This window comes from Luteipulveratus mongoliensis (assembly GCF_001190945.1).
GTDB lineage: Bacteria > Actinomycetota > Actinomycetes > Actinomycetales > Dermatophilaceae > Luteipulveratus > Luteipulveratus mongoliensis.
Genome location: NZ_CP011112.1, coordinates 2,648,491 through 2,674,700, shown reverse-complemented (window position 1 = coordinate 2,674,700; position 26,210 = coordinate 2,648,491). Strand labels below are relative to the sequence as shown.

At 68.2% G+C, this 26,210-nt stretch carries 23 protein-coding genes; 17 read left to right on the top strand and 6 right to left on the bottom strand.

Annotated features, from left to right (window positions below; genetic code table 11):
* Positions 1-14: 14 nt before the first annotated feature.
* Positions 15-764, top strand: a complete 750-nt coding sequence (locus VV02_RS12775; protein WP_169787684.1) for a ribonuclease FAU-1 family protein — start codon at positions 15-17, stop codon at positions 762-764.
* Positions 761-1,387, top strand: coding sequence for a DUF4232 domain-containing protein (locus tag VV02_RS26030; RefSeq protein ID WP_169787683.1), 627 nt, complete (start codon positions 761-763; stop codon positions 1,385-1,387). Before VV02_RS12775 ends, VV02_RS26030 begins: the two co-directional genes overlap by 4 nt.
* Here the strand turns inward: VV02_RS26030 and VV02_RS12765 are convergent, their stop codons facing one another.
* Entirely contained in the window at positions 1,388-2,410 is a 1,023-nt protein-coding gene (locus VV02_RS12765) for a YeiH family protein (RefSeq protein WP_052596953.1), read from the bottom strand.
* Positions 2,411-2,480: 70 nt separating this feature from the next.
* On the opposite strand from VV02_RS12765, the gene VV02_RS12760 reads away from it, so the two are divergent.
* Both VV02_RS12760 and VV02_RS12755 read left to right on the top strand, forming a co-directional pair.
* Positions 2,481-3,371 (top strand): LysR family transcriptional regulator, encoded by an 891-nt coding sequence (locus tag VV02_RS12760; RefSeq protein ID WP_052591945.1) that lies wholly within the window; start codon positions 2,481-2,483, stop codon positions 3,369-3,371.
* A gap of 214 nt (positions 3,372-3,585) precedes the next feature.
* A complete protein-coding gene (locus tag VV02_RS12755; RefSeq protein WP_218917412.1) occupies positions 3,586-4,299 on the top strand; it encodes a hypothetical protein in 714 nt (237 codons plus the stop codon).
* A gap of 48 nt (positions 4,300-4,347) precedes the next feature.
* Here VV02_RS12755 and VV02_RS12750 read toward each other — a convergent pair whose 3' ends face one another.
* Both VV02_RS12750 and VV02_RS12745 read right to left on the bottom strand, forming a co-directional pair.
* The gene (locus tag VV02_RS12750; RefSeq protein WP_052591943.1) at positions 4,348-4,926 is read right to left on the bottom strand and encodes a TMEM165/GDT1 family protein; all 579 of its coding nucleotides are present in this window, start codon (positions 4,924-4,926) and stop codon (positions 4,348-4,350) included.
* A gap of 219 nt (positions 4,927-5,145) precedes the next feature.
* Entirely contained in the window at positions 5,146-5,619 is a 474-nt protein-coding gene (locus tag VV02_RS12745; RefSeq protein ID WP_052591941.1) for a hotdog fold domain-containing protein, read from the bottom strand.
* 43 nt (positions 5,620-5,662) lie between these two features.
* Here VV02_RS12745 and VV02_RS12740 point away from each other — a divergent pair, with 43 nt between their 5' ends.
* Together VV02_RS12740 and VV02_RS12735 are read left to right on the top strand one after the other, a co-directional pair.
* Positions 5,663-6,844, top strand: coding sequence for a GNAT family N-acetyltransferase (locus VV02_RS12740; RefSeq protein WP_052591939.1), 1,182 nt, complete (start codon positions 5,663-5,665; stop codon positions 6,842-6,844).
* Complete coding sequence (locus tag VV02_RS12735; protein ID WP_052591937.1) at positions 6,844-7,371, top strand: GNAT family N-acetyltransferase; 528 nt, start codon at positions 6,844-6,846, stop codon at positions 7,369-7,371. Before VV02_RS12740 ends, VV02_RS12735 begins: the two co-directional genes overlap by 1 nt.
* Before the next feature lie 6 nt (positions 7,372-7,377).
* Here VV02_RS12735 and trmB read toward each other — a convergent pair whose 3' ends face one another.
* The 3 genes from trmB to VV02_RS12720 form a co-directional block, all read right to left on the bottom strand.
* Positions 7,378-8,154 carry a tRNA (guanosine(46)-N7)-methyltransferase TrmB gene (gene trmB / locus VV02_RS12730; protein WP_052591926.1) on the bottom strand — a complete coding sequence of 259 codons (777 nt, stop codon included), beginning with the start codon at positions 8,152-8,154 and terminating at the stop codon, positions 7,378-7,380.
* A complete protein-coding gene (gene lepA / locus VV02_RS12725) occupies positions 8,155-9,999 on the bottom strand; it encodes a translation elongation factor 4 (protein WP_052591924.1) in 1,845 nt (614 codons plus the stop codon). It abuts the gene before it with no gap.
* 91 nt (positions 10,000-10,090) lie between these two features.
* Positions 10,091-11,371 (bottom strand): MFS transporter, encoded by a 1,281-nt coding sequence (locus tag VV02_RS12720; RefSeq protein ID WP_083450129.1) that lies wholly within the window; start codon positions 11,369-11,371, stop codon positions 10,091-10,093.
* Positions 11,372-11,585: 214 nt separating this feature from the next.
* On the opposite strand from VV02_RS12720, the gene VV02_RS12715 reads away from it, so the two are divergent.
* The 11 genes from VV02_RS12715 (at position 11,586) to VV02_RS12665 (ending at position 26,208) form a co-directional block, all read left to right on the top strand.
* Positions 11,586-13,814, top strand: coding sequence for a SulP family inorganic anion transporter (locus VV02_RS12715; RefSeq protein WP_052591923.1), 2,229 nt, complete (start codon positions 11,586-11,588; stop codon positions 13,812-13,814).
* Between the two features lie 69 nt (positions 13,815-13,883).
* On the top strand, positions 13,884-14,864 hold the full coding sequence (locus VV02_RS12710; RefSeq protein WP_052591921.1) for a phosphotransferase family protein: 981 nt from the start codon (positions 13,884-13,886) through the stop codon (positions 14,862-14,864).
* 101 nt (positions 14,865-14,965) lie between these two features.
* Positions 14,966-16,570 carry a malate synthase A gene (gene aceB / locus VV02_RS12705; protein WP_218917411.1) on the top strand — a complete coding sequence of 535 codons (1,605 nt, stop codon included), beginning with the start codon at positions 14,966-14,968 and terminating at the stop codon, positions 16,568-16,570.
* Positions 16,571-16,574: 4 nt separating this feature from the next.
* Positions 16,575-18,044, top strand: coding sequence for an FAD-linked oxidase C-terminal domain-containing protein (locus tag VV02_RS12700; protein ID WP_052591918.1), 1,470 nt, complete (start codon positions 16,575-16,577; stop codon positions 18,042-18,044).
* On the top strand, positions 18,044-19,258 hold the full coding sequence (locus tag VV02_RS12695; protein WP_052591916.1) for an FAD-binding oxidoreductase: 1,215 nt from the start codon (positions 18,044-18,046) through the stop codon (positions 19,256-19,258). The genes VV02_RS12700 and VV02_RS12695 overlap by 1 nt, the downstream gene beginning before the upstream one ends.
* Entirely contained in the window at positions 19,258-20,610 is a 1,353-nt protein-coding gene (locus VV02_RS12690; RefSeq protein ID WP_179945360.1) for a (Fe-S)-binding protein, read from the top strand. Before VV02_RS12695 ends, VV02_RS12690 begins: the two co-directional genes overlap by 1 nt.
* Positions 20,607-21,374, top strand: a complete 768-nt coding sequence (locus VV02_RS12685; RefSeq protein ID WP_052591913.1) for an IclR family transcriptional regulator — start codon at positions 20,607-20,609, stop codon at positions 21,372-21,374. Before VV02_RS12690 ends, VV02_RS12685 begins: the two co-directional genes overlap by 4 nt.
* Before the next feature lie 77 nt (positions 21,375-21,451).
* Positions 21,452-21,901 (top strand): type II toxin-antitoxin system PemK/MazF family toxin, encoded by a 450-nt coding sequence (locus VV02_RS12680; RefSeq protein ID WP_052591910.1) that lies wholly within the window; start codon positions 21,452-21,454, stop codon positions 21,899-21,901.
* Between the two features lie 118 nt (positions 21,902-22,019).
* Positions 22,020-23,351 carry an acyl-CoA dehydrogenase family protein gene (locus VV02_RS12675; RefSeq protein ID WP_052591908.1) on the top strand — a complete coding sequence of 444 codons (1,332 nt, stop codon included), beginning with the start codon at positions 22,020-22,022 and terminating at the stop codon, positions 23,349-23,351.
* 12 nt (positions 23,352-23,363) lie between these two features.
* Positions 23,364-24,620, top strand: coding sequence for an acyl-CoA dehydrogenase family protein (locus tag VV02_RS12670; RefSeq protein ID WP_052591906.1), 1,257 nt, complete (start codon positions 23,364-23,366; stop codon positions 24,618-24,620).
* Between the two features lie 271 nt (positions 24,621-24,891).
* Positions 24,892-26,208, top strand: a complete 1,317-nt coding sequence (locus VV02_RS12665) for a sugar ABC transporter substrate-binding protein (protein WP_052591904.1) — start codon at positions 24,892-24,894, stop codon at positions 26,206-26,208.
* The last annotated feature ends 2 nt before the right edge of the window (positions 26,209-26,210 follow it).

Genomic DNA, 26,210 nt, shown 5'->3' with positions numbered 1-26,210 from the left:
GGCAAGGTGGGCCCGTGACACAGCAGGGGGAATCCAGGACAAGGCTGCGCCCGACCGATGCGCCCGCTTCCGCGACACCGACCGGCCAGGCGCCGTTCTGGGAGCCCGGCCAAGCGATCTTCTGGCGTTATCGAGGCGGCGCGTGGCAGGAGGGTGGGGGCGTCGAAGGCGTCTTTCCGATGCGAGTCGTGCGAGATGACGAAGCCGGGCTCGTCGTCTGGCTCGCTCCGGGAACGCGCTGTCTGGTCGGGCGATACCCCGACGGGAGTGGCGGCCATTCGGGCCCCCTCGAGCGACGCTTCCTTCGCGCACACGAGATCGTCCAGGCGCGGGTGGCGTGGCATGGGGCTGGCACCCTCCGCATCGCACCGACGGGCAAGCCGTGGTCTGTGTGGCTGTTCCACGACGAGGACGGGACGTTCGCGGGCTGGTACGTCAACCTCGAAAACCCTTGTCAACGCGACGGATCCGACGTCTTCACGACCGACCACATCCTCGATCTCTGGATCGAGGCGGACGGCACGATCAACATGAAGGACGAGGACGAGCTGCAGGCGGCAACCGAGCAGGGCCGCCTGACGCCGGCCGAGGCGGACGAGATCCGGACCTACGGGGAGGCCGCACGAGCGTCGTACGTCGCGGGCGACTGGCCATTCGATCGCGCGTGGACCACCTGGCACCCCGATCCCGCATGGACCATGCCCGCGTTGCCCGAGAACGCTCGCTGGACGCTCGACCTCACGACCGACGTCCCCGCCCCGTGAGCCGCCGACTGGCCGTTGCCCTCCTGGCGGCGGCCGGCCTGGTGACGGCGGGGTGTGGGTCCGAGATCGCCGATGCGCCGTCCTCGAGCACTCCGGCGACTACTCCGGCTCCCGCAGCGCCGAGGCGTCCGGTCCCCGTGCCGACCTGGATTCCCACCGATGCGAGCAGTCCTGTCCCGAACGGCCCGTGTCAGCCTTCTCAGCTGCGCCTCGTCTCCGGAGGAAGCGACGCCGCCATGGGCTATCGCGAGATGGTGATCACGGCGACCAACGTCGGCCCGGTCCGCTGCACGCTGACCGGCCACGCGACGCTCGCGCTCGCCGACGAGAACGGCGGGGCCATCAAGGGCCAGCAGCTGCCTCGCGTCCCGATGATGGACGACAAGCTGGTCGCCGCCGAGCGTCACCGCCTCGCACCCGGGAAGTCAGCCCAGGTGTATCTGGCATGGCGCGGGGAGAGCGCCATCGCGGGTCTACCTCAGGTGAAGTCGTTGCGGATGATCGCCACCAAGGGCAGTGCGCTGGCGCCGGTCACACTGACGGCGCACAGCCTGCCCATCGACATCGTGCAGGGCTCAACCTTCGCCATCAGCGGCTGGCGGGCTGTGCCCGAGCGGCACTGATCAGCCGACCAGCAGCACGCCGCCCAGACCGACCGAGGCGACCACACCCGTCGTGACGGCACCGAGCGCCAGCGGTCGCCAGCCGACCCGGCGCAGCCCGCCCCACGACACCCCGGTCCCGAGCGCGAACATCGCGGCCGCGAGCAGCGTTGTCTGCACCACGTTGAGTCCGTCCACCACGACGGGCGGCGGCACCACGACGCTGCGCAAGGCGACCATCGCGATGAACCCGACGACGAAGAGGGGCATGAGAGGCGGCGTACGAGTGCCGTCACCAGGCGTTCGGCCGGCCTGCCGCTCGTGCCAGCCGACCGCAGCCATCACGGGCGCGAGCATCAGCACCCGCGCCAGCTTGGCGACCACGGCCACCGTCAGCGCTCCCCCGCCGATCGCGCCACCAGCGGCGACGACCTGTGCGACCTCGTGGATGGACGTCCCCGCCCACAGCCCCGCTTGACGGTCGTTCAGCCCGAACAGCATTGCGAGGTAAGGGATCTCTGGAATCATCGCCGTCCCGAACACCACGACGAGCGCGACCGACGTGACGACCTCCTCCTCGTCCGCGTCGATGACGCCATCGGTGGCGGCGACCGCGGCCGCACCACAGATCGAGAAGCCGCACGCGATCAGCAGACGCTGGTTCCAGGTCAGCCCGAGCCGGGCACCGAACCACAGCGCCGAGCCGATGCCAAGCGCGACGACGGCGACCGTCACCACGAGCATGCCTGGCCCGAGCCCGAACACGTCCTGGACCGACAGATGCAGCCCCAGCAGCACGATCCCGGCCCGCAGCAGACGCTTGCTGCTGAACGCCAGCCCGGGCGCCAGTCGCGGAGTCACGCCACCCGCACCGGCCACCGCAGCGCCGAGCACGATCGCGATCAGCAGTGGACTCGCGACCGGCACGAGCCGGCTGACGACGTACGCGATCAGCGCGCCTCCCGCCGCCAGACCGAGACCAGGCGGCACGCCCGCGGTGTGCGACGGAGCGGCTACCGGCCGGCGGGTCTGCGTCGTGGTCACCTCTCCAGACTCGGACGGCAGCGTGCTCACCGGTAGCCCCTCGTCGACCATGCGGGCATATCCTGCGCATATGTCGACCTGGCCAGATCTGACTGCGCTGGCGCTGCTGACCGCCGTGGCCGATCACGGGAGCCTCAGCGCCGGTGCTCGCGCCAGCGGTATGGCCCAGCCCAACGCATCTCGGTCGGTCGCTCGGCTGGAGCGCCAGCTCGGGCTCTCACTCGTCGTCCGCTCCACTCAGGGCTCCACGCTGACACCGGAGGGCCTGCTCGTCGTGGACTGGGCTCGTCAGGTGCTGTCGGCGGCGACCGCTCTGACCGAGGGCGCTGCAACGCTTCGCTCCGAGGGTGCCGGCTCGACCCTCACGGTCGCCGCCAGCCAGACCGTCGCTGAGCACCTGCTGCCCGCCTGGCTCAGCGCGCTGCGCGCCACCCATCCCGAGGTGTCGGTCACCGTCCACGTGCACAACACCGCTGAAGTGGCCGACCACGTGCTCACGGGCCGTACGACCGTGGGTTTCGTCGAGGGGCCGAGCGCACCTCGCGGAACCCACAGCACGGTCGTCGCTCAGGACGAGCTGGTCCTGGTCGTGGCTCCCACGCACCCCTGGGCCGGGCGGCGCGAGCCGGTCTCCCCTGACGAACTGGCCGCGACCGCTCTCGTCACCCGGGAGGCCGGGTCGGGCACCCGCGTCGCGCTCGACGAGGCGCTGGCGCCGCGGGCCGTCACGCCTCCCGCACTGGAGCTCCCGAGCAACGCCGCCGTACGTGTCAGCGTGGCGGCCGGCACCGCACCCGCTGTGCTGAGCCGCCTGGCTGTCAGCGACGCACTCGCCGCCGGGACTCTGCGCGAGGTCCCGATGACCGGGCTCGACCTGCACCGTTCGCTGCGCGCGGTCTGGGGCGGTCCGCGCCGTCTGCACGGCCCAGCCGCGGACCTGGTCGCCATCGCACGCACCTGACCGACGACCCGGCCACCCGCTCGGCTCGCGCGAAGACACTCGCGAGTGACTGAACGTGCATGATTTCGAAAGATTTCGAGCACCGATGGACACTACGAGGTCATCAGCGCTGCTACGTTTCGAAAACGTGCCAAGCATGACGGCCGGCTCAGCTCAACATCTCAATGAGGAGATTCAGATGAGACGCGCGTTGACATGTACGGCGGTTGCAGCTGTGACCGCACTCCTCCCCTTCATCGCCGCACCCGGAGCCCGGGCGCAGACCTTCGGTGGGAACGAGCTCCTGGCGTGGTCCGTCAGCGGGGCCCCCAGCGGAGGACTGACGTCCCTCGACTTCCCGATCACCGTGAACACCGGCACCGCTCATGTGTCCGGAACCTACTTCGCGATGCAGTACGGGTTCACCGGGCAGAGCGACATCGGCTACGCAGGGCTGCAGCCGCGGCCGGATGCGAACGGACACCAGCGCCTGCGAGGAGTCTTCTCCTCCTTCATCAGCGGCACGACAAGCACCGACTCCCACTGCTCGGACGGCGCCGACGGCGGCCCGGGCGTCAGCTGCGGAGTGGAGTTCGATGCGGTGTACGGACACACGTTCCGGGTCGAGATCGCTCAAGTCGGCACGGACACCTGGTCGGGCACCGTGGTGGACACCAACAACGGACAGCGGACCCCGGTCGGAACGTACGAGCTGCCGGCCGGATCCGGCAATCTGAAGGCATCGCAGTCGGGTTTCATCGAGTACTACGACGTACCGAGCTGCGATCGCCAACAACGCTACGACGTCACGTTCGGCGCACCATCATCCGGCTCTCTGTCTGGCACCACCACGTGGGTCAAGGAATACGGCGACTGCCTCGGTGACGGTGATACCCAGGTGACCACGGTCGGCGCCGGTGTGCACGTGACCCGCGGGACGGTGGGCTGAGGCTCTCCGTCGAGAGCCCGGCTACTCACCGAGGGCGTACGGCCTCGCTCAGCGCGAGGTCAGACCCTCGATCAGCAGCAGCACCCCGAAGATCCCGAACAGCGCGGCCGCGCCGTACCTGATCGCCTTCTCCGGCAGGTGCTTGCCCAGCAACGCCCCCACGACAATCGCCAGGGCATCCGCCAAGACCATCCCCAGCGTGCTGCCGATCCAGGTGCCGAACCAGCCCTCGCGGGTGGCCAGCGTGATGGTGGCGAGCATGGTCTTGTCGCCGAGCTCGGCGAGGAAGAAGGCGGTGCCGACCGCGAGCATCGCGGCGCCGGTGCTGCGACGCGCCTTGTCGGCCTCTTCCTCGGTGAGCTCGTCACCACGGAGGGTCCACAGGCCGAAGAACAGGAAGGCCACCCCGGCGATGATCGAGATCATCCACTGGTTCTCGGTGAAGCGGTCGCCGACAAACGCTCCGATGGCGACAGAGGCCAGGTGCACGAGGGCGGTGGCGACGGTGATGCCGATGAGGACCTGTCGAACGCTGTAGCGCGCAGCGAAGGTCATAGCCATGAGCTGGCTTTTGTCACCGAGCTCGGCGACGAAGATGACTGCTGTACTCAGCAGGAAGGCTTGCACGGGGCGCTCCTCTGGCGCACTGGCCGAGGACCCGCCCGGGGACGTCCTTCGACCAGGTACGCCCATTGTTAGGGGTCATGAACTGGTCGAAAGTCTCGTCCGCCGCGGTGCGGCCTGCCGTACCGGACCCGAAGGTCAGTGTGTCGATACGGCCGTTGGGGACTACTCCCTTTCAGCCGATGACCTTACGCGACCTCTGTGGTCGCGGCCAACTCGCGCTCACCCAGCGGGCTTCGACGCGGTCACCCAGACCGGGATGACACCGCGTACGACCTCGGTCCCGTCCGGCAGGGTCGCGCTGCAGCGGACGTCGACCTGGAACGGGGGCTCCTTGTCCCAGTCGGCAGCGTCGGTCTCGGCGATGCAACGCACGTCGCTAGGCGTCTTGGCCACGTATTCCAGCTGAATTCCCTTGGGCAGCCAGCGCATTCCGCGTGGCGTTGTTGCCTCGCAGAGCAATCCCATCGCCGCCTCCAGGCCGTTCGCGACCGCGATCGCGTGGACGGTACCGATGTGGTTCTGCACAGCACGACGCTTGCGGATCTGCACGACGCCTCGGTTGGGACCCATCTCGATGACCTTGGGACGCACGGTCGCGAAGTAGGGCGCCTTGAGCATGTAGCCGAGTCCGAATGCCTGCTTGCCCAGCGGTCGGTCGGCGAGCTTGCGGTACAGGCCGTAGGTCGAAGTCATAACCGCCATATTACTCACGAGTAGGTTATCTAGGATCGGGAACGTGCATGGATATGAGATCAGGGCGGCTGACGAACGCGACGCAACCGAGCTGGCGCAGCTGAGCAGCGAGAGCTTCGGCTACCCCCTCCCGGACACTCCCCCGCGATCACCCAACGCTGCGGGATGGCGTACCTATGTCGCGACTCACGACGACCGGGTCGTCGCCGCAGTCATGGATCGTCGTTACGACTCGTGGTTCTGGGGCTCACGGTTCTCGACCTGTGGCGTGGCGAGCGTCAAAGTCGCCTTGGAGCATCGCGGAAACGCTTTGCTGACACCGCTGTTCGAGCGCATGCTGGCCGACGCGGTCCAGGAAGGCGTCACGATCAGCACGCTCTATCCCACGGCGCCAGGCATCTATCGCCGGTTCGGCTATGAGCTCATCAGCAGCTATGACGAGCTGAGTGTCCCGACCGCCGCACTGGCCGCGGTCCGCACCACCGGAGGCGCCGTACGCCGGGGCTCGGTCGCCGACGTCCCCACCATCCGGGACCTTTACGACCGTTGGGCTTCCTCGCACAACGGCCCGCTGACCCGCGACGGCGCGAGCTTTCCGGCGACCGACGAGGACCTGGCCAAGGCCTTCCCCGGCATGACGATCGCGGTCGACGACGAGGGCACACCCACCGGATATGCGCTCTGGACGCGCATCGACGGCTACCACGACAGCGGAGTCGTGGAGGTCCAGGACCTGATCGCGCTCAGCGATCAGGGCCTGCGTCAGCTGTTGCACGCGCTCGGCACATCCGCCACGGTCGCGCCGACGACGATCATCTCCATGTCGACGCCGGACCTGGCCCAGATCGTCCTCCCGAGCCATCCGTGGAGCATCAAGCAGGCCAACCCGTACGGCATCGCGATCCTCGACGTGGCAGGCACCTTCACCTCACGCAGCTATCCGACCTGGCTGGATCTCGACCTGCGGTTCGCGGTCGACGGGCTCCCCGTGGCGGGGCAGGACGGCGCCTACCAGCTGCGAGTTCGCGACGGTCGCGCCGATGTCGAGCGTGCCGAGAGGGCCGAGATCGCTTACACCGCAAGAGGACTCGCGTTGCGCTTCGCTGGGTCACACTCGTGCACCGACCTTCGGCGGGCCGGCTTCATGACCGGCCCCACGGACGACGATGACCGTTGGGATGCTGTGTTCAGCGGACCGAGCGTGCACATTCGGGACTACTTCTGATGGCGTCCGTGGACTCCTGGGAGGTGCCGGGCGAGCCGCCCCTGCGACTTGAGCTCGTCGAGATGGGCCACGCCGAGGCGCTGGAGCGGTTCGAGCGCGCGAACCGTGAGTTCTTCGCCCGTCACGTGAGCGACCGGGGCGACGAGTACTTCGAGCAGTTCGAGCACGGACTGGCGGCGCTGGCGGAGGAGAACCGTTCCGCGCGGAGCCTGTTCTTCGTTGCGGTGGACTCGGGCGGCGAGGTAGTCGCGCGGGTCAATGTGTACGACATCGATCAGCCCGAGCGCACCGAGCTGGGCTTCCGGGTGGCGGAGCATGCCGAGGGCAAGGGCGTGACCACTCGCGCCGTGCAGGCAGCACTCCAGGTGGCAGGCACGCGTGGAGTCGGGACGGTCGCCGCCCGCGCATCGACGGCGAACGTGGCGTCACAGCGTGTGCTGGAGAAGTGCGGTTTCGTCGGCACCGGGCAGGCGGAGCGACCTGCAGGTTCGTCGAAGGACTTCGTCGGCTACCGCAAGGACCTCTGACGCAGGTCAGGCGCGGCGAGCCTCGACGTCGCGCACGAACCGGTCGACCTGGAGACCCTTGGTCTCGAAGCGGGTCTCGACCCGCCCGTCGAACCGCGGCGCGAATCCGCCGCGTCCACCCTCCGGGTCGCGGTCCTCGTCGCCCGGCCAGGCGAGCCTGCCGGCGTACGGATTGAGCAGACCAGGGCAACCCTCGATGACATCGCGCATCTGCCAGGCGTAGTCGGCCCAATCCGTCGCGAGGCGCCAGACGCCCTGGGGCGCAAGGACTTTGGAGACCTTGTCAGCGAACTCAGGCGTCACCAGCCGCCGCTTGTGGTGCTTGCTCTTGGGCCACGGATCGGGAAAGAACGTCCACAGCTCAGAGATCGACTCCGGACCGAACAGCTCCGGCAGCGCCTGCGCCGCATCCGCCTCCACCAGACGCACATTGCGTACGCCGGCGTGCACTGCCTGGGCGATCGTCTGGGCCAACCCGGGGCGCCAGACCTCGAGCGCCACGAAGTCGCGCTCCGGCGACTGCTGCGCCGCGTAGACGATCGCATCTCCCGAGCCGGAACCGATCTCGACGACGACCGGTGCGACCCGGCCGAACACCGACGGAAGGTCGAGGGTCGAACCCGGCACCACCGTCGTACCGACGCCTTGCCGAGGAACGTCCAGCACGTAGGTCGATCCGTGCTCGGCGAACGCCCGGCGGTGCCGCTGCGGCATCCGGCCACCGCGACGGGTGAACGAGCGGGTCCGAGCCAGCTCGTGCTCCGGCAGGTCAGCCGGGCCCACCTACTTCTTGGCCTTCTCAGAACCGGCGTCCTGCGACAGGGCGGCGATGAACGCCTCCTGCGGGACCTCCACGGAGCCGACCATCTTCATCCGCTTCTTGCCTTCCTTCTGCTTCTCCAGCAGCTTGCGCTTACGGGAGATGTCGCCGCCGTAGCACTTGGCGAGGACGTCCTTGCGGATGGCGCGGATGTTTTCGCGGGCGATGATCCGCGCGCCGATGGCTGCCTGGATCGGCACCTCGAACTGCTGCCGCGGAATCAGATCCTTGAGCTTGGTCGCCATCATCGTGCCGTAGGCATAGGCCTTGTCCCGGTGCACGATCGAGCTGAAGGCATCAACCGTGTCGCCCTGGAGGAGGATGTCGACCTTGACCAGGTCGGCGGTCTGCTCACCGTCGGGTTCGTAGTCGAGAGAGGCGTATCCGCGGGTCTTGGACTTGAGCGCGTCGAAGAAGTCGAACACGATCTCAGCCAGCGGCAGGGTGTAGCGCATCTCGACCCGGTCCTCGGACAGGTAGTCCATGCCGCGCAACGATCCGCGCCGCGACTGGCACAGCTCCATGATCGCGCCGACGAACTCACTCGGCGCAAGCAGCGTTGCGCGCACGACCGGCTCGGTGATCTGGGCGATCTTGCCCTCGGGGAACTCGCTCGGGTTGGTCACCGTGATGACGCGTCCGTCGTCGACCTCGACCTCGTAGACGACGTTGGGCAGGGTCGAGATGAGGTCCAGGTTGAACTCGCGCTCGAGACGCTCTCGCACGATCTCCAGGTGCAGCATGCCGAGGAACCCGACCCGAAAGCCGAAGCCCAGCGCAACCGACGTCTCGGGCTCGTAGACGAGCGCGGCGTCGTTGAGCTTCAGCCGATCGAGGGCATCGCGCAGGATCGGGTAGTCCGATCCGTCGATCGGGTAGAGCCCCGAGAAGACCATCGGCTTGGGGTCGCGGTAGCCGCCCAAGGCATCGGCCGCAGGCTTGGCCGAGTTGGTGACGGTGTCGCCCACGCGAGACTGGCGTACGTCCTTGACCCCGGTGATGAGGTAACCCACCTCGCCGACGCCCAGGCCCCTGGACGGCTTGGGCTCCGGTGAGATGACACCGATCTCGAGCAGCTCGTGCGTCGCCTTGGTCGACATCATCGCGATCTTCTCGCGCGGACTGAGCTGCCCATCGATCACTCGCACGTAGGTGACCACGCCGCGGTAGGTGTCGTAGACCGAGTCGAAGATCATCGCCCGGGCAGGAGCATCCGCGTTGCCTGTCGGCGCGGGCAGCTGCGCGACGATCTCGTTGAGCAGGTCCTCGACACCCTCGCCCGTCTTGCCGGAGACCCGCATGACCTCACTCGGGTCACAGCCGATCAGACCGGCGAGCTCGGCGGCGTACTTCTCCGGCTGCGCGGCTGGCAGGTCGATCTTGTTGAGCACCGGGATGATCGTGAGGTCGTTCTCCATGGCCAGGTAGAGGTTGGCCAGCGTCTGCGCCTCGATCCCCTGCGCCGCGTCGACGAGCAGGACGGCACCCTCACAGGCCGCGAGCGAGCGCGACACCTCGTAGGTGAAGTCGACGTGCCCCGGGGTGTCGATCATGTTGAGGCAGTAGGTCACGTCTTCAGAGGCCCACGGCATCCGCACGGCCTGCGACTTGATCGTGATGCCGCGCTCCCGCTCGATGTCCATGCGGTCGAGGTACTGAGCGCGCATGGCCCGCTCCTCGACCACGCCCGTGATCTGCAGCATCCGGTCCGCGAGCGTCGACTTGCCATGGTCGATGTGGGCGATGATGCAGAAGTTGCGGATCAGGTCCGGCGGTGTCGCTGCTGGCGGCAGCGCAGTGCGGGCCATCGGTGACACAGGCTTGTACCTCGAAGAAGAGTCGTCGGCGGGATCGACCCAGTCTCCCATGCCTGCGGCCATGGCCCCGACCGTCGCCCGGCTACGAGGACTCTGCGGCTGCGGCCGTGGGACCTTCGGTCGCGAACCCGGCTCCGTCGTAGGTCGAGGGCCGGCGGCCGAGCCACGCCGAGTAGCCCGCCACCAGCAGGCCGAGCACGGCCAGCCCGGCACCGAGCCGGCTCGGCCACTCATAGCCGTAGCCGGCCGCCAGCACCACGCTGCCGAGCCAGGCGCCGAGCGCGTTGGCGATGTTGAGAGTCGAGTGGTTCAGAGCGGCGGCGAGCGACTGGCCCTCGTGTGCGACGTCCATCAGCCGGGTCTGCAGCATCGGCACGAGGATGGTCGGCACGAGTCCGAGCAGGAACACCGCCGGGACCGCCGTCACCTGATGCTGCGCAGCGAAGCCGAAGATGGCGAGCAGCAGCGCAATCGCCAGCAATGAGAAGAAGATTCCGCGCATCAGACCGTGCTGGGCAATGCGTCCGGCGATCATCGCGCCGGTCGTCATGCCGATGCCGTAGACGACGAGGATGAGTGGCACCGCGTCCTCGGAGAAGCCCGCGAGGTCGGTCATCGTCGGCGCGATGTAGGAGAACGTCGCGAACATCCCTCCGAAGCCGACCGTGCCGATGCCGAGCGCGAGCCACACCTGCACGCGGCGGAGGCTTCTCAGCTCGGCGGCGACCGTGGCGCTCGGGTCTCCCTGCTGCCGGGGCACCCAGGCGATGAGCGCGACAACGGTCACGACCGCGATGGCGGCGACGAGGGCGTACGGCCACTGCCAGCCAGCCCGTTGACCGAGGAGCGTGGCGACCGGGACGCCGACGATATTGGCCACGGTCAGACCAGCGAGCATCATCGCGACGGCCCAGGTCCGCCGATGAGCAGGGACGAGAGACGCGGCGACGACGGACCCGATCCCGAAGAACGCACCGTGCGGGACTCCGGCGACGAACCGGCCGATCATGAGGATGGGGTACGACGGCGCGAGTGCCGAGGCGAGGTTGCCGACGGCGAACAGCACCATCAGCCAGATCAGCACCTTCCAGCGGGGCAGCCGCGCCGCGAGTGCCGCGATCGTCGGGGCACCCACGACGACACCGATGGCGTACGACGCGACGACGTGACCCGCGGTCGGGATGTCGATGTCGACCCCGTCCGCGATCTGGGGAAGCAGGCCCATGGTGACGAACTCGGTCGTGCCGATCCCGAAACCGCCCATGGCCAACGCCAGCAGCGCGAGGCGAACATGCGCGTTGGAGGGTGGGCTCGCGACGACATCGTCGTCACAGATGTCGCGCAGCGCAGCGGGTTCGGTCACTCTCCGAGGGTCCGCTCGTATCGCGGAATCCCCAAATCTCATCAGTCCGCGCGCTCTATGACATCAGTCACAAGGCGATTTATCGACCGTCTATATCTTGAACAAGTCAGGCGAAAACCTTTGCCTTTTAAGCGAACTCAAGCGAGTGTCTTCGCGTTGGAGGCAGGCAAGACAAGGATGTCTGCCCTCCCCCGCCCCTCCCCCTGGAGGACCCATGACAGCTCTGCCTGCACCCACCTCGTCTCCATTCCGCGCCGACCTCGCGGCGTCGCTCGTCGTCTTCCTCGTGGCCGTGCCCTTGTCCATGGGCATTGCCGTCGCTTCAGGAGCACCGGTGATGGCCGGACTGGTCGCCGCCGCTGTCGGAGGCATCGTGGCCGGCTATCTCGGAGGATCCCCGCTCCAGGTCAGTGGCCCGGCCGCCGGCCTCACCGTGATCGTCGCGTCACTGATCTCGGAGTTCGGCTGGCGAACCACGTGCGCTGTCACGGCATGTGCCGGAGTCGTCCAGCTCCTGCTCGCCGCGAGTCGCGTGGCCCGGGCCGCTCTGGCGATCTCGCCCGTCGTCGTGCACGCCATGCTTGCCGGGATCGGTCTCACGATCATGCTTCAGCAGGTCCACGTGCTGCTCGGGGCCGCCTCTCAGAGCACCGCCTGGGACAACATCGCCACGCTGCCACGCAGCGTGAGCGGGCTCGAGGTCGCAGAGCTCGCCACCGGACTCGCGGTCATCGCGATCCTGATCGGCTGGCGGCACGCACCGGCGAGTGCACGCCGGGTGCCGGGACCTCTCGTGGCCGTCGTCGGGGTGACGCTCGCAGCCGTGCTCCTGCAACCGTCGGTCCGCAGGGTTGCACTCGACGGGTCGATCCTTGACGCGGTCAGCCTGCCGCAGATCCCGGATGGTGCGTGGAGCTCGTTCGCGATCGGCGTCCTGACCGTTGCCCTCGTGGCGAGCGTGGAGTCACTGCTGTCCGCCGTGGCGATCGACAAGCTGCATCACGGTCCTCGGACGGACTTCGACCGCGAGCTGATGGGTCAGGGCGCGGCAAACATCACCTCGGGCATGGTCGGCGGCCTCCCGGTGACAGGAGTCATCGTGCGCAGCTCGGCCAACGTGCAGGCCGGTGCGGTCGGGCGGGGCTCAACGATCCTGCACGGCGTCTGGGTCATAGCCTTCTCGATCGTCGGCGTGGCCCTGATCGAGCAGGTCCCCTTCGCGGCGCTCGCGGGCCTGCTCATCGTGATCGGTGCCCAGCTCGTCAAACCCCGTGACATCTCGCTCGCCAGCCGCACGGGCGATCTCCTCGTCTACGTCGTCACCCTGCTCGGCGTGGTGTTCCTCAACCTGCTCGAGGGGGTCGGCATCGGCCTCGCGCTCGCGGTCGTCATCCTGCTGAGCCGGGTCGTTCGAGCCCAGATCCGGGTCGAGCAGCTCGGCGCCGAGCGCTGGCAGGTCGCCATCGAGGGCTCCTGCTCGTTCCTGTCGCTCCCGCGCCTCACCGCCGCCCTGCGCTCGGTCCCACCGTCGACCGATGTCGTGGTCGATCTGGACGTCGACTACCTGGATCACCCTGCGTCCCAAGCTCTTTCGGACTGGGCGGACCAGCATCGGGCACGAGGAGGCACGGTGACCGTCGAGGAGCACGGGCACCCGAGGCTCGAGACCGTCGACCAACGACCGCCTCGCCGCGACGACGAGCCTGTGCCGCCGACGCCAGGGTGGCAGCGGCGTACGGAAGGGTCGTCCTCGCTCGAGCTGGCTCGACGGGTGCCGCATGCCCTGCGTCCGGTGCTGGACGGGGTCGACCTGTTCCACCGCCGTGACGCCCGCCGAGTGCGGTCTCTCCTGCGGCCGTTGGCCACGTCGCAGTCCCCGGACTCACTGTTCCTCACGTGTGCCGACTCTCGGGTCGTGCCCAACCTCATCACCACCACGGGACCGGGCGACCTGTTCACGGTTCGCAACGTTGGCAACCTCGTCCCGGACCACACGAATGGCGACGACACGTCGGTCGACGCCGCACTCGCCTTCGCCGTCGACAAGCTCGGGGTCACGTCGGTCGTGGTCTGTGGACACTCCGGCTGCGGCGCCATGCAGGCCCTCGCCGAGGGCACGGACGACCCTGCGATCGGCGCCTGGCTGACACATGGACAACAGTCGATGACCGCTCACCTCGCCGGCCATCCGGTCGGGAGGCAGGCCCGCGGGAGCGGGTTCAACGAGGTCGATCAGCTCGCGATGGTCAACGTCGCAACACAGCTGAGCCGGCTCGGGCGTCACCCCATCGTCGGTCGAGCCGCCGCCGCGGGTCGGGTGACGGTCGCCGGGCTGTTCTTCGACATCGCTACGGCGCGGGTGCTGCACGTGACCACGACGGAGGTCATCGAGCTTGCACCTGAACGCCCCGCCGCGCTGACCACGGACGTCGCCGACGCCTGAGCCGGGATCCGGTCGGCGGGCGTGGAATCCGTTGGCGGCCCGGGCGACGGTTCGGGCACAGTGCGAGCCATGGACTCGACCGGCGTGGACTACACCCGCACCTCGGAGCGGATCACCTGGGACCAGGTCCCGCCCACGGTGACGCAGCTGCTCGGTGAGGTCGTCGGTGCACCGGTTGTCGGCGCCTCCACGCCCGTTGGCTCCGGTTTCGGCTCGCACTACGCCGGTCGCGTCGCTCTTGCCGACGGTCGCGCGGTGTTTGCGAAGGTTGCTCCGCCCTGGCTGGATTTCCCCGTACGGGCCTTGCGGCAGGAGGCGTACGTCCTCGCTCACCTTCCGGACTCCGTGCCGCACGCGCGGCTCGCCGGCCAGCTTGAGATCGACGGCTGGGTTGGCCTTGCTGTCGACTTCATCCCTGGACGGATGCCCGGAATCCCTTGGACCGCAACGGATCTCGACGCTGCCTATCAGTCGGTCATCGACGTGGGCATCGCCGATATAGGGGCAGATCTCACCGTCCGCCAGTACGGCCACGGAGCTCCGTCGTCATCCGCTGTACAGACTCGCGAGGCCCTGCGCGCCCGGCGGTTCACCCGACCCGCCGAGCACGAACCCACCTGGCTGGACGAGGTCCTGGCCGAGTACGGGCCGGACATCGTCGGACTCGCAGACCACATCAGCACGTCCGAGGGGGATGCGCTGGTGCACAACGACCTGCGTCCCGACAACCTTCTCATCGACGATGCGGGCCGAGCCGTCCTGCTCGACTGGAACTGGCTGACCCGAGGTCCGGTCTGGATCGACTTCGTGGGGTTGCTGCCCATGGCACACCGACAGGGCTTGGATATCTCCCGGTGGACGCAACGCCCACTGGTCGCCGATGCCGCCGCCGACAACATCGACGCGTTCCTCGCCAACCTTGTCGTCTACTTCCTCGCGGAGCAGGGCCGGCCTCCCCTGCCCGGGTGCCTGCCAGCCATGCGGCAGCACCAGCTGTTGTACGCGCATGACTTCGTCGGCCTGCTCGCCGATCGCCGCGGCTGGCGTTAGGCCCCAGTCTCTCGGCGATGCGCGAGACGGTCGCGACATGGGACGGCACGACTGTTAGCCTTTCCACGAAGCGAGCCAATGTTTCCGCATCATGGAAAGAGATGTCTATGTCCCCCCTGGCCCTGCCCGACGGCGTCGAGATCACTGGTCCGATCGAGGACCGCTACGAGGAGATCCTCACGCCGCAGGCGCTCGAGCTGATCGCGAAGCTGCACCGCGAGCTCAACGGCCGGCGTCTGGAGCGCCTCGAGGCTCGCGCCAAGCGCGTCAAAGAGATCGCCGACGGTGCTGACCTCGGCTTCCTCGAGGAGACCAAGAGCGTCCGCGAGGACGACTCGTGGCAGGTCGCCCCGCTCGCACCCGGCCTGGAGGACCGCCGCGTCGAGATGACCGGCCCTACCGATCGCAAGATGGTCATCAACGCGCTCAACTCCGGCGCCAAGGCGTGGCTGGCCGATCAGGAGGACGCCAACACACCCCTGTGGGGCAACGTCGTCCTCGGCCCGCTCAACCTGCGGGACGCGCTCGACCGCACCATCGACTTCACCAGCCCCGAGGGCAAGGCCTACACGCTCAAGCCCGACGAGGAGCTGCCGACGATCATCGTGCGGCCGCGCGGCTGGCACCTGCCGGAGAAGCACATCAAGGTCGACGGCGAGGAGACCTCGGGCTCACTCGTCGACTTCGCGCTCTACCTCGTCGCGTGTGGCCAGAAGCAGATCGACAAGGGCCGCGGCCCCTACTTCTACCTCGCGAAGATGGAGTCCCACCTCGAGGCGCGCATCTGGAACGACGCCTTCAAGATCGGTCAGGACTTCGTCGGCATCCCGCAGGGGACCATCCGCGCCACCTGCCTCATCGAGACGCTGCCTGCGGCGTTCGAGATGGAGGAGATCCTCTACGAGCTGCGCGACCACTCCTCCGGCCTGAACGCCGGCCGCTGGGACTACCTCTTCTCGGTCATCAAGACCTACCGCACCCGTGGCGCCGACTACATCGTCCCGGACCGCAACACGGTGACGATGACCGTGCCGTTCATGCGCGCCTACACCGAGCTGCTCGTGCGCACCTGCCACAAGCGCGGCGCCTCGGCCATCGGCGGTATGGCCGCGTTCATCCCGAGCAAGGACGAGGCGGTCAACACCGCGGCCTACGAAAAGCTCACGGCTGACAAGACGCGCGAGGCCGGCGACGGCTTCGACGGGTCCTGGGTCGCGCACCCCGCCATGGTCGAGACCTGCAAGGAGGTCTTCACCAAGGTGCTGGGCGACAACCCCAACCAGATCGACAAGAAGCGTGAGGACGTACAGGCAGGCGACGGTTCTCAGCTGCTCGATGTGAAGTCGACTCCGGGCGAGGTCACCGCTGCGGGTCTGCGCAGCAACATCGACGTCGCGCTGCAGTACCTCAAGTCGTGGCTCGAGGGCCGCGGTGCAGTCGGCATCCACAACCTGATGGAAGACGCTGCTACCGCTGAGATCTCGCGCTCGCAGATCTGGCAGCAGATCAACAACCAGGTCAAAACTGCCGACACTGATGAGCTCATCAGCAAGGACCTCGTCCTGAAGATCGTCGACGAGGTCGTCGCCGAGCTGCCGGGTGATGCGAGCGACTACGACGCCGCCAAGGCGACCTTCCTCGAGGTCGCCGTGGCCGATGAGTACGCCGACTTCCTGACTCTCCCCGCGTACGCCCGGATGCCGTGACGTCGTGACCGACACCGGATCGGTGGCCAGGGTGCTGGAGCGCTTGCGCGTTCAGCTGCCCGAGGCAGCCCTGGTCACCGACCGGACCCGGCTGCGCACCTACGAGTGCGACGGCCTCCTGCACTACCGCGTCATCCCGGCTCTCGTGGTCCTGGCCGGCTCCGCCGAGCATGTCCGTACGACGGTGGCCGCCTGTGCGGACGAGGGCGTGCCGTTCGTCGCCCGAGGCTCAGGCACCGGACTGTCCGGCGGCGCACTCCCCCACGCCGATGGCGTACTGATCGTGACCTCGCAGCTGCGCGACATCCGCGAGGTCGCGCCGCAGGACCAGCGCGCCGTCGTTGACCCGGGGGTCATCAACCTGGCCGTCTCGCAGGCCACCCGACCCCATGGCTACTACTTCGCTCCCGACCCGTCCAGCCAGCAGATCTGCTCGATCGGCGGCAACGTCGCGGAGAACTCCGGCGGCGCCCACTGCCTGAAGTACGGCTTCACGTCCAACCACGTCCTGTCCGTGGATCTCGTGACGCCGCAAGGGGATTCAGTCACGTTGGGCACCCGCGCGCCCGATGCTCCCGGCTACGACCTGCTCGGCACCGTCGTCGGCTCCGAGGGCACTCTCGGTGTCGCGACGAGCGTGACCGTGCGGCTCGTACGCTCCCCGGAGTCGGTGCAGACCTTGCTGGCCGGCTTCCACAGCACCGACGACGCCGGTGCGGCCACATCGGCCATCATCGGCTCGGGCATCGTCCCGGCGGCCATCGAGATGATGGATGCGCTGGCGATCGAGGCGGCGGAAGCAGCGGTCTCCTGCAACTACCCCGATGGGGCCGGAGCCGTCCTGATCGTCGAGCTCGATGGCGCAGCAGAGGAGGTCGAGCACGAGTTCGCCGAGGTGGAGCGGCTCTGTCGAGAATCGCACGCCTTCGAGCATCGGGTCGCCGCCGATGATGACGAGCGCGCCGCGATCTGGCGGGGCCGCAAGTCGGCCTTCGCGGCCGTCGGTCGGATCAGTCCCGACTACATCGTCCAGGACGGCGTGATCCCGCGCACCGCCTTGCCCGAGGTGCTGCGCGAGATGACCCGGCTTGCCGACGAACGAGGCATCCGGGTCGCCAACGTGTTTCATGCCGGCGACGGCAACCTGCACCCCCTGGTGCTGTTCGACGAGTCCGTGCCGGGTCAGGGCGACCAGGCAGAGGACCTCTCGGGAGCCATCCTCGACCTGTGCCTGGCACACGGCGGCTCCATCACTGGTGAGCACGGCGTCGGCTCGGACAAGGCGAAGCACATGCCCAAGATGTTCACCGCCGCCGACCTCGACACGATGCAGCTCGTCCGATGTGCCTTCGACCCGGCCGGGATCTCCAACCCCGGCAAGATCTATCCGACTCCGCGACTGTGCGGCGAGCGTCCTGGCAAGCACCAGGGTGAGCACCCGCTGCAGGCTGCCGGCGTCGCTGAGGTGTTCTGATGCCGGCCAGTGCCATTCCGCGCGTCGAGCTACATGACGCCACCGATGCTGACGTCGTCGACGGTGTCCTACCTTCCTATGTTGCTCGGCCCACCAGCACTGCTCAGGTCTCCGCAGTCATGAAAGTCGCGGCGGCCCAACACCTTTCGGTCGTCGTTCGGGGTGCCGGCACCAAGTCCACCTGGGGCAACCCTCCAACACGCTGTGACCTCGTCCTCGACCTCGGCCACATGTCCGGCGTCATCGAGCACGCCGCCGGCGACCTGATCGCGTCGGCGCAAGCGGGCACGTCGTTGGCGGAGGTGGACGCCACCATCGCTGACGCGGGGCAGCGACTGGGAGTGGACGAGGTCGTGCCCGGCACGACCGTCGGCGGACTGATTGCCAGCAACCCCAGCGGTCCTCGCCGGATGGCCCTGGGCACGGTGCGCGACCTGCTCATCGGTGTGACCGTTGTCCGCGCCGACGGGGTCATCGCGAAAGCCGGCGGCAAGGTTGTCAAGAACGTCGCTGGCTACGACCTGGGCAAGCTCATCATCGGTTCGTTCGGGACTCTCGCGGTGATCACCGAGGCGACCTTCCGGCTTCACCCGGTGCCGGCGGCGGCGACGTGGGTCACCGTCGAGGCGCAGTCGCCTTTCGCGTCGGCTGCGTTCATCTCCGCTGCCGTACGTTCCCAAGTGGTCCCAGCGGCCGTCGAGATCGACGCCGCCCCGCATCGGACGACTACGGTGTCGCTGCTGCTGGAGGGCACTGCACAAGGTGTCCTGAATCGCGCCAACCGGGCGGCTGCGTTCCTCGGCTCCTCCGCAGTGATCCATCACGAGCCCCCGACGAAGGTCACTGGCTACCCGGGTGACGCGGCCGGTCGACGTACGCTCTTGAAGATCACCTGTCAGATCTCCTCAGTGCCCGAGATCGCCCAGGCTGCAGTCGATCTCGGCCTGCACATCCGAGGCTCAGCCGGCGTCGGCGTGCTCTACGCCTCGACGTTGACGGAAGTTCCGGAGGACGTCATACGAGCGATCGCCGCACTGCGTGCCCTCACCGCACGGACCGGCGGCGCGCTGGTGGTGCTCGACGCACCCCCGCATATCAAGCCTCACCTCGACGTGTGGGGTCCGGTCGACGGCCTCGATCTGATGCGCCGCGTCAAGCACGAGTTCGACCCTGAGAACCGTTTGGCACCAGGCCGTTTCGTAGGAGGCATCTGATGAGGGGCCCTGTGGATGTGGGCATGCCGGGCATCGGCGCGTTCGACGACCATCACCCGCCCAGCCAGGAGCTGATCGACGACTGCGTGCACTGTGGGTTCTGTCTGACGACGTGTCCGACCTACTCGCTGTGGGGCGAGGAGATGGACAGCCCACGCGGTCGTATCCACCTGATGAAGACCGGGCTGGAGGGCGAGCCACTCACCGACGAGATGGTGGGGCACTTCGATGCCTGTCTGGGCTGCATGGCCTGTGTGACCTCGTGCCCCTCAGGCGTCCAGTACGACCGCCTCATCGAGCAGACGCGGGCCCAGGTGGAGCGGAACCACGAGCGTCCGGCCAGCGAAAAGGCTTTGCGCGCAGCAATATTCGCGCTCTTCCCGTATCCCCGTCGGCTTCGCGCGATCCGAGGCCCCCTGCGTCTGACGCAGCGGACCGGCGTGGACCGCTGGCTGCGGCGCAGCGGCCTGGTCGAGCGACTCTCGCCGCACGTCGCGGCCATGCAGCAGCTCGCCCCGTCTCTCGGAGCGCGAGAGCCGCTCCCCCAGCGCATCCCCGCGCAGGGCGAGAAGCGCGCGACCGTGGCCCTGCTCACCGGGTGTGTCCAGCGCGAGTTCTTCCCGGGCGTCAACTCAGCGACCGCCCGCGTGCTGGCGGCCGAGGGGTGCGAGGTCGTCGTGCCCCCGTCCCAAGGATGTTGCGGTGCGCTGAGCAGCCACAGTGGTCGCGAGGACGAAGCAAAGTCCTTTGCCCGCAAGACGATCGAGACGTTCGAGCGCGCCGGTGTGGACTTCGTCGTCGTCAACTCCGCCGGTTGCGGCAGCGCCATGAAGGACTACGAGTTCCTGCTGTCCGATGACGAGGAGCCCACAGGCGTCGCGAGCTCTCGGGTCGAGGCCTTTCGTGCGAAGGTCCGCGATCTGTCCGAGGTGCTCGTCGAGCTCGGACCACGCGCGATCCGCCACCCGATCCCACTCACGGTGGCCTACCACGACGCCTGCCATCTCGGTCATGCGCAGGGCATCCGTAGCCAGCCGCGTGAGCTGCTCGCCGGGATCCCGCAGCTCGAGGTCAAGGAGATCGCCGACGCCGCACTCTGCTGCGGCTCAGCCGGCGTCTACAACATCCTGCAACCCGAACCGGCCAAAGAGCTCGGCGAGCGCAAGGCACGCAACGTGCTGGCCACCGGGGCCGAGCTGCTCGTCACGGCCAATCCTGGGTGTCTCATGCAGATCTCGTCGGCGATCACCGGCCTCGGTCACCAGATGGCCCTCGCACACACCGCCGAAGTGCTCGACGCATCGATTCGCGGCCTCGCACCAGACGCCCTGACCAAGAGGCGCACCGCATGAGCGAACCTGCAGCCGAACCCTCCGTCCGGCGTACCGGCGTGCAATCCGTCGACCGTGCGCTCGACGTGCTGGAGGCGTTGAGCGGCGGTACGCCGATGGGCGTCAGCGAGGTCGTACGCGCCACCGGTCTCCCGCTCGGCACCGTGCACCGACTGCTCGCCACGCTCGCCGAGCGCGGCTATGTGCGCCAGGACAACGAGCGGCGCTACGCGATGGGCCCCGCGACCGTACGTCTGGCCGACGCCGGCGAGCGCTCGCTCGCGGCCGTCGGGCAGATCTATGCCGCCCGGCTCACGGCGCTGTGCGGCGAGACCGTCAACCTCGCCGTCCTCCAGGGCCACGAGATGGTCTACATCGCGCAGAGCCCGTCGCCGCACTCCTTGCGCATCTTTGCCGAGGTCGGGCGCCGAGTTCCCTTGCACAGCACAGCCGTTGGCAAGGCCGTCCTGGCCTCCATGCCGGCGCCGCAGGCGACCGGGCTCCTAGAGGGAGCCCCGTTGAAGCCCTCGACACCCAAGACCCTCGTGACGGTGCCTGCCCTGAGCACAGAGCTGGACGTCGTACGCCGACAGGGCTTCGCGTTCGACGAGGAGGAACAGGAGCTCGGCGTCCGCTGCGTGGCCGCGGTCGTACCGTCTGCCGGCCTGCACGCTGCGCTCTCGGTGTCCGGCCCGACCGAGCGATTCACCCGCCCCGCTGCACACGCGGCCGCCGAGCACGTCCGCGAAGTCGCCGCCGATCTTGCGCGCGCTCTACGCAGCTGACGCGGCACGATGGGCGCATGAGCACCCCACGAAGTTCTCCGCTCGTACCTCGCTCCGATACTTCGCGGGGACCCCGCATGACCGAGACTGCGCCCGACGACGTCGCCGCCAGGGCCCGAGCGCCGTACCCCGGCGACTACACCGGAGCCCCGCACATGGAGTACGCCCCCAAGCCCGACGGCGTACCCGACCCCGGTGAGATCGTCTGGACCTGGGTCCCGTTCGAGGAGGACCACACCCAGGGCAAGGACCGGCCCGTCCTGCTCATCGGTCACGACGAGCAGTGGCTGCTCGGGCTCCAGCTGACGAGCAAGGACCACGACCACGACGCCGAGCAGGAGCGCGCTGCCGGGCGGATCTGGCTCGACATCGGCACCGGTGACTGGGACGAGGAGCACCGGCCGAGCGAGGTACGGATCAACCGGGTGCTCCGCGTCGATCCAGCCGCGATCCGCCGTGAGGGTGCGGTGCTCGATCGGGCCGCGTTCGACACTGTGGCGGCCGCCATCCACCAGTCCGCAGGCTGAGAAAATTACTAGTACGCGCTGTACCTGATACCCAAAGTACCAACTTCCTAGTAACATCTCGTTCGATGCACCACCGCCCCGGTTGCGAGCCAGTCACCGGGCCACACGAAAGGTCGAGATGAGCGATCTGCAGAGCAAGCCGACTCTGGCCGACCGCGGCCAGGCGCTCGGGCTGCGCCTGATCACCCGCGCCGGCGGACTTGAGTCGATGAAGAACCCCGGCGTCCGCCGCGCAGTCGAGAAGGTCCTCTATGGCGGCGCCAAGCACGGCTTCAAGGCCCAGACCGTTGCCGGTCGCGCCTTCGCCAAGCAGCAGTCCAAGGGCGCTGCGACCCGGGTGTCGACCACCAAGCCCAAGCGCGAGTTCGACCTGACGCCCACCGAGGACCAGGCGATGATCCAGCAGGTCGCGCGCGAGCTCGCCGATGAGCTGCTGCGGCCCGCCGCCGCGACCGCGGACGCCGAGCGCACGACTCCCCAGGAGCTGCGCGCCCAGGCCGGCGAGCTCGGCCTGACCCTGATCGGCGTACCCGCCGACCTCGGTGGTGTCGCCGAGGAGCGCTCCGCCGTCACCGCCGCACTCGTGATCGAAGAGCTCTCCCGCGGCGACATGGGTCTGGCCGTCTCACTGATGGCGACCGGCGCCGTCGCGACCGCCATCGCGTCGTACGGCGACTCGAGCCAGCAGGAGACCTACCTCCCGGCGTTCACCGACGAGAAGAACCCGCCCGTGGCTGCTCTCGCTCTCATGGAGCCGCAGCCGCTCTTCGACCCGTTCAAGCTGCAGACCACGGCCACCGTCAGCGGTGACTCCCTGGTCATCAACGGCATCAAGGCACTCGTCCCCAACGCCGACAGCTCCGAGCTCTTCGTGATCTCGGCCAAGGTCGACGGCGAGAGCCGGCTGATCATCGTCGAGCCGGGCACCGACGGCATCACCCTTGAGGAAGACCCCGCCATGGGTGTCCGCGCTGCGCGCACGGGCCGCCTCACCTTCACGGACGTGACGGTGCCGAAGGCCAATCTCCTCGGCACCGCCGAGGACCACCGCGATGCCGTACGCCGCGCTCGCCTCGCGTGGGCGGCCGCTGCGGTCGGCACCTCGCAGGCCGTGCTCGACCAGCTCACCGGATACGTCAAGGAGCGCAAGGCGTTCGGCGAGCCGATCGGCTACCGCCAGGCGGTGGCGTTCACCGTCGCCGACGTGGCGATCGAGCTCGAGGGCCTGCGACTCGTGGTGTGGCGTGCGGCCTCGCTGCTGGACGCCGGCAAGGACGCGAGTGTGCAGATCGCGCACGCCCGTCACCTCGCCGCGACCTACGGCGCCCAGATCGGCTCCAACGCCGTCCAGCTGCTCGGCGGCCACGGCTTCGTCAAGGAGTTCGACAACGAGCGCTGGTACCGCGACCTACGAGCAACGGGGGTCCTCGAGGGCTCCCTCCTGGTCTGAGAGGACGAGCACATGATTGATCTCGAAGTTCCGAAGAAGTTCGTCCCTCTCGTCAAGCAGGCGTCGTCGCTGGCCGATGAGGTCTTCCGCCCCATCAGCCGCAAGTACGACCTCGCCGAGCACGAGTACCCGCGCGAGCTCGATCTGACCTCTGCCCTCATCGACGGCCTGAGTGACTCCGGCGCCAGCCAGGGTGCCGGGGCCAGCGGCTCCACCCGTGCGGCGGAGGTCGAGGACAAGAAGCCGGCGGGAGTCGGCTCGGGCCGCAACACCAAGGGCAACGGCGGCAACAAGAACGGCGCCAACCTGTCCTCGGTGCTGTCGATCATGCAGACCTGCCGCGGTGACGTCGGCCTGACCCTGAGCATTCCGCGCCAGGGTCTGGGCAACGCCGCGATCGCGGCCGTCGCCAACGACGAGCAGAAGGAGCGCTACGGCAACCGCTGGGCGGCCATGGCCATCACCGAGCCGGACACCGGCTCGGACTCCGGCGCCATCCGCACCACTGCGGAGAAGGACGGCGACGAGTACGTCCTCAACGGCGAGAAGATCTTCGTCACCTCCGGCGAGCGGGCCGACCTGGTCGTCGTGTGGGCGACCCTGGACCGTTCCCTGGGCAAGAAGGCCATCAAGTCCTTCGTGGTCGAGCGCTCCAACCCGGGCCTCAAGCTGGTCCGCCTCGAGCACAAGCTCGGCATCCGGTCCTCCGACACCGCGGCGTTCCACCTGGACAGCTGCCGCGTCCCGGCCAACGACCTCCTGGGTGACCCGGAGATCCGCACCGAGGGTGGCTTCGGTGGCGCGATGCAGACGTTCGACAACACGCGTCCGCTCGTCGCCTCCATGGCGTGCGGCCTGACGCGCGCCTGCCTCGACACCACCACCGAGCTGCTGGCCAAGGCCGGCGTCACGCCCGATGTGGATGCTCCGCTGCACAGCCAGTCGTACGCCGCCGCCCGGCTCGTGCAGATGGAGGCCGACTTCGAGGCTGCCTACCTGCTGACGCTGCGCGCGGCGTGGATGGCGGACAACGGCAAGCCCAACTCGATGCAGGCGTCGATGGCCAAGGCGAAGGCCGGACGCACCTGCGTCAACGTCGCACTCGCGTGCGTGGAGCTGGCCGGCGCGACCGGTTACGCCGAGACCGAGCTGCTCGAGAAGTGGGCGCGTGACTCCAAGATCCTCGACATCTTCGAGGGCACGCAGCAGATCCAGCTGCTGGTCGTGGCACGACGGCTACTGGAGCTCAGCTCCTCCCAGCTGAAGTAGTCGCCACGGCACGCGACGACGATGCCGGACCGAGGGAGCCTGCGACTTCGGCCGGAGGAGGAGTCTCGTCAGGAAAAGCTCAGCACGAAGGGCTTGGTACGGCAGACGTCGTACCAAGCCCTTCGTCGTGCGCGGCGGCTGAATGGTCACGATCGAGATCGGGTTTCCCGGAGTTCGTTGACGGCCAACCCTGTGGAAACTATTTTCACTCCAGACCCCTCCCGTGTGCGGAACTTTCGGGGTCAGTCCACCGGGCACAAAGGAGAGTCAGATGCGTTGGTCTCGTTCTGCAGGGGTGGCCGCAGTCGCGGTTGTCGGCCTGATGCTCTCCGGGTGCGGTGATGACGGCTCCGGTGACACGGGTGGAGGCTCCACCGGATCGGCCGCTGCAGGCGGCGCGGCGAGTGGCAAGTCCATCACCTGGTGGGTCATGAAGGGCACCAACCCGGACGCCTCGGCGTACTACACCGCGGTCAAGGACGCCTTCAAGAAGCAGACCGGTGCCACCGTCAACATCGAGGAAGCCGACTGGGCCACCGCGCACGACAAGCTGGTGCGCGCGTTCGCGGCCGGTGGTGGACCGGACGTCAGCGAGATCGGGACGACCTGGAACCCGGAGTTCGCGGCCGCCGGCGGACTGGTCGACCTCACCTCCCAGATCGACAAGGCAGGCCTCAACAAGGACCTGCTCCCCGCGCTCAAGGACTCCTCGACCTACGACGGCAAGCAGTGGGGCGTCGGCTGGTACGCCGGCACGCGCGGCATCGTCTACCGCAAGGACATCTTCGACAAGCTCGGCCTGAAGCCGCCGACCACGTGGGCCGGCCTGCAGAGCACGATCAAGACGCTGAAGACCAAGCAGCCGGGCATGCTGCCGATGCCGATCGCGGGCGCCAGCGCCTACGCCGCAGCGCCGTTCATCTGGGGCACGGGCGGTGACTTCGCGACCAAGGACGGCGACAAGTGGAACGGCTCGCTCGACTCGGCGAAGGCTCGTGAGGGCCTGTCGTTCTACACCGGCCTGGCCACCAAGGACGGCTCGTCCAGCAAGGGCGCTGCCACCTGGAAGGAGACCGACCTGCTCGACTCCTTCACCCAGGGCAAGTCGGCCATGGTGATCCAGGGCAACTGGACGCCGAAGGCCGCGGTCGAGAAGGACCCGACTCTCAAGGGCAAGATCGGCGCCTTCCCGGTGCCGGGCAAGGACGGCGGCATCGCCCCGACGTTCCTGGGCGGCTCCAACCTCGCGGTCCTGAAGACCTCCAAGAACCAGGACCTCGCCTGGAAGCTCGTCCAGATGGTGACGACCGGGACGTTGGCCAAGCAGTGGGCGGACCAGACCAACTTCTTCCCGTCCACGACGACGGGGATGAAGTCGTACGCCGCCAGCACCGACCCGCTGGTCGCACCCTTCGCCAAGGCGATGGCAGAAGCCGGCAAGAACGTCCCGACCGCGCCGCAGTGGGGTGCTGTCGAGGGCGACAAGACCGTCAGCCAGATGCTGCAGTCGATCCTGACCGGCACCTCCGTCGACAACGCGACCTCCAAGGCCTCGAAGTCGATCACCGACACCCTCAACAAGAAGTAGCC

What these genes read in the sequence shown, in the direction of transcription:
- VV02_RS12760 (WP_052591945.1), top strand. Translation starts at nt 2,481, where the DNA reads ATGTCGACCTGGCCAGATCTGACTGCGCTGGCGCTGCTGACCGCCGTG.
- VV02_RS12745 (WP_052591941.1), bottom strand. Translation starts at nt 5,619, where the DNA reads ATGACTTCGACCTACGGCCTGTACCGCAAGCTCGCCGACCGACCGCTG.
- VV02_RS12735 (WP_052591937.1), top strand. Translation starts at nt 6,844, where the DNA reads ATGGCGTCCGTGGACTCCTGGGAGGTGCCGGGCGAGCCGCCCCTGCGA.
- lepA (WP_052591924.1), bottom strand. Translation starts at nt 9,999, where the DNA reads ATGGCCCGCACTGCGCTGCCGCCAGCAGCGACACCGCCGGACCTGATC.
- VV02_RS12715 (WP_052591923.1), top strand. Translation starts at nt 11,586, where the DNA reads ATGACAGCTCTGCCTGCACCCACCTCGTCTCCATTCCGCGCCGACCTC.
- VV02_RS12710 (WP_052591921.1), top strand. Translation starts at nt 13,884, where the DNA reads ATGGACTCGACCGGCGTGGACTACACCCGCACCTCGGAGCGGATCACC.
- aceB (WP_218917411.1), top strand. Translation starts at nt 14,966, where the DNA reads ATGTCTATGTCCCCCCTGGCCCTGCCCGACGGCGTCGAGATCACTGGT.
- VV02_RS12695 (WP_052591916.1), top strand. Translation starts at nt 18,044, where the DNA reads ATGCCGGCCAGTGCCATTCCGCGCGTCGAGCTACATGACGCCACCGAT.
- VV02_RS12690 (WP_179945360.1), top strand. Translation starts at nt 19,258, where the DNA reads ATGAGGGGCCCTGTGGATGTGGGCATGCCGGGCATCGGCGCGTTCGAC.
- VV02_RS12685 (WP_052591913.1), top strand. Translation starts at nt 20,607, where the DNA reads ATGAGCGAACCTGCAGCCGAACCCTCCGTCCGGCGTACCGGCGTGCAA.
- VV02_RS12680 (WP_052591910.1), top strand. Translation starts at nt 21,452, where the DNA reads ATGACCGAGACTGCGCCCGACGACGTCGCCGCCAGGGCCCGAGCGCCG.
- VV02_RS12675 (WP_052591908.1), top strand. Translation starts at nt 22,020, where the DNA reads ATGAGCGATCTGCAGAGCAAGCCGACTCTGGCCGACCGCGGCCAGGCG.
- VV02_RS12670 (WP_052591906.1), top strand. Translation starts at nt 23,364, where the DNA reads ATGATTGATCTCGAAGTTCCGAAGAAGTTCGTCCCTCTCGTCAAGCAG.
- VV02_RS12665 (WP_052591904.1), top strand. Translation starts at nt 24,892, where the DNA reads ATGCGTTGGTCTCGTTCTGCAGGGGTGGCCGCAGTCGCGGTTGTCGGC.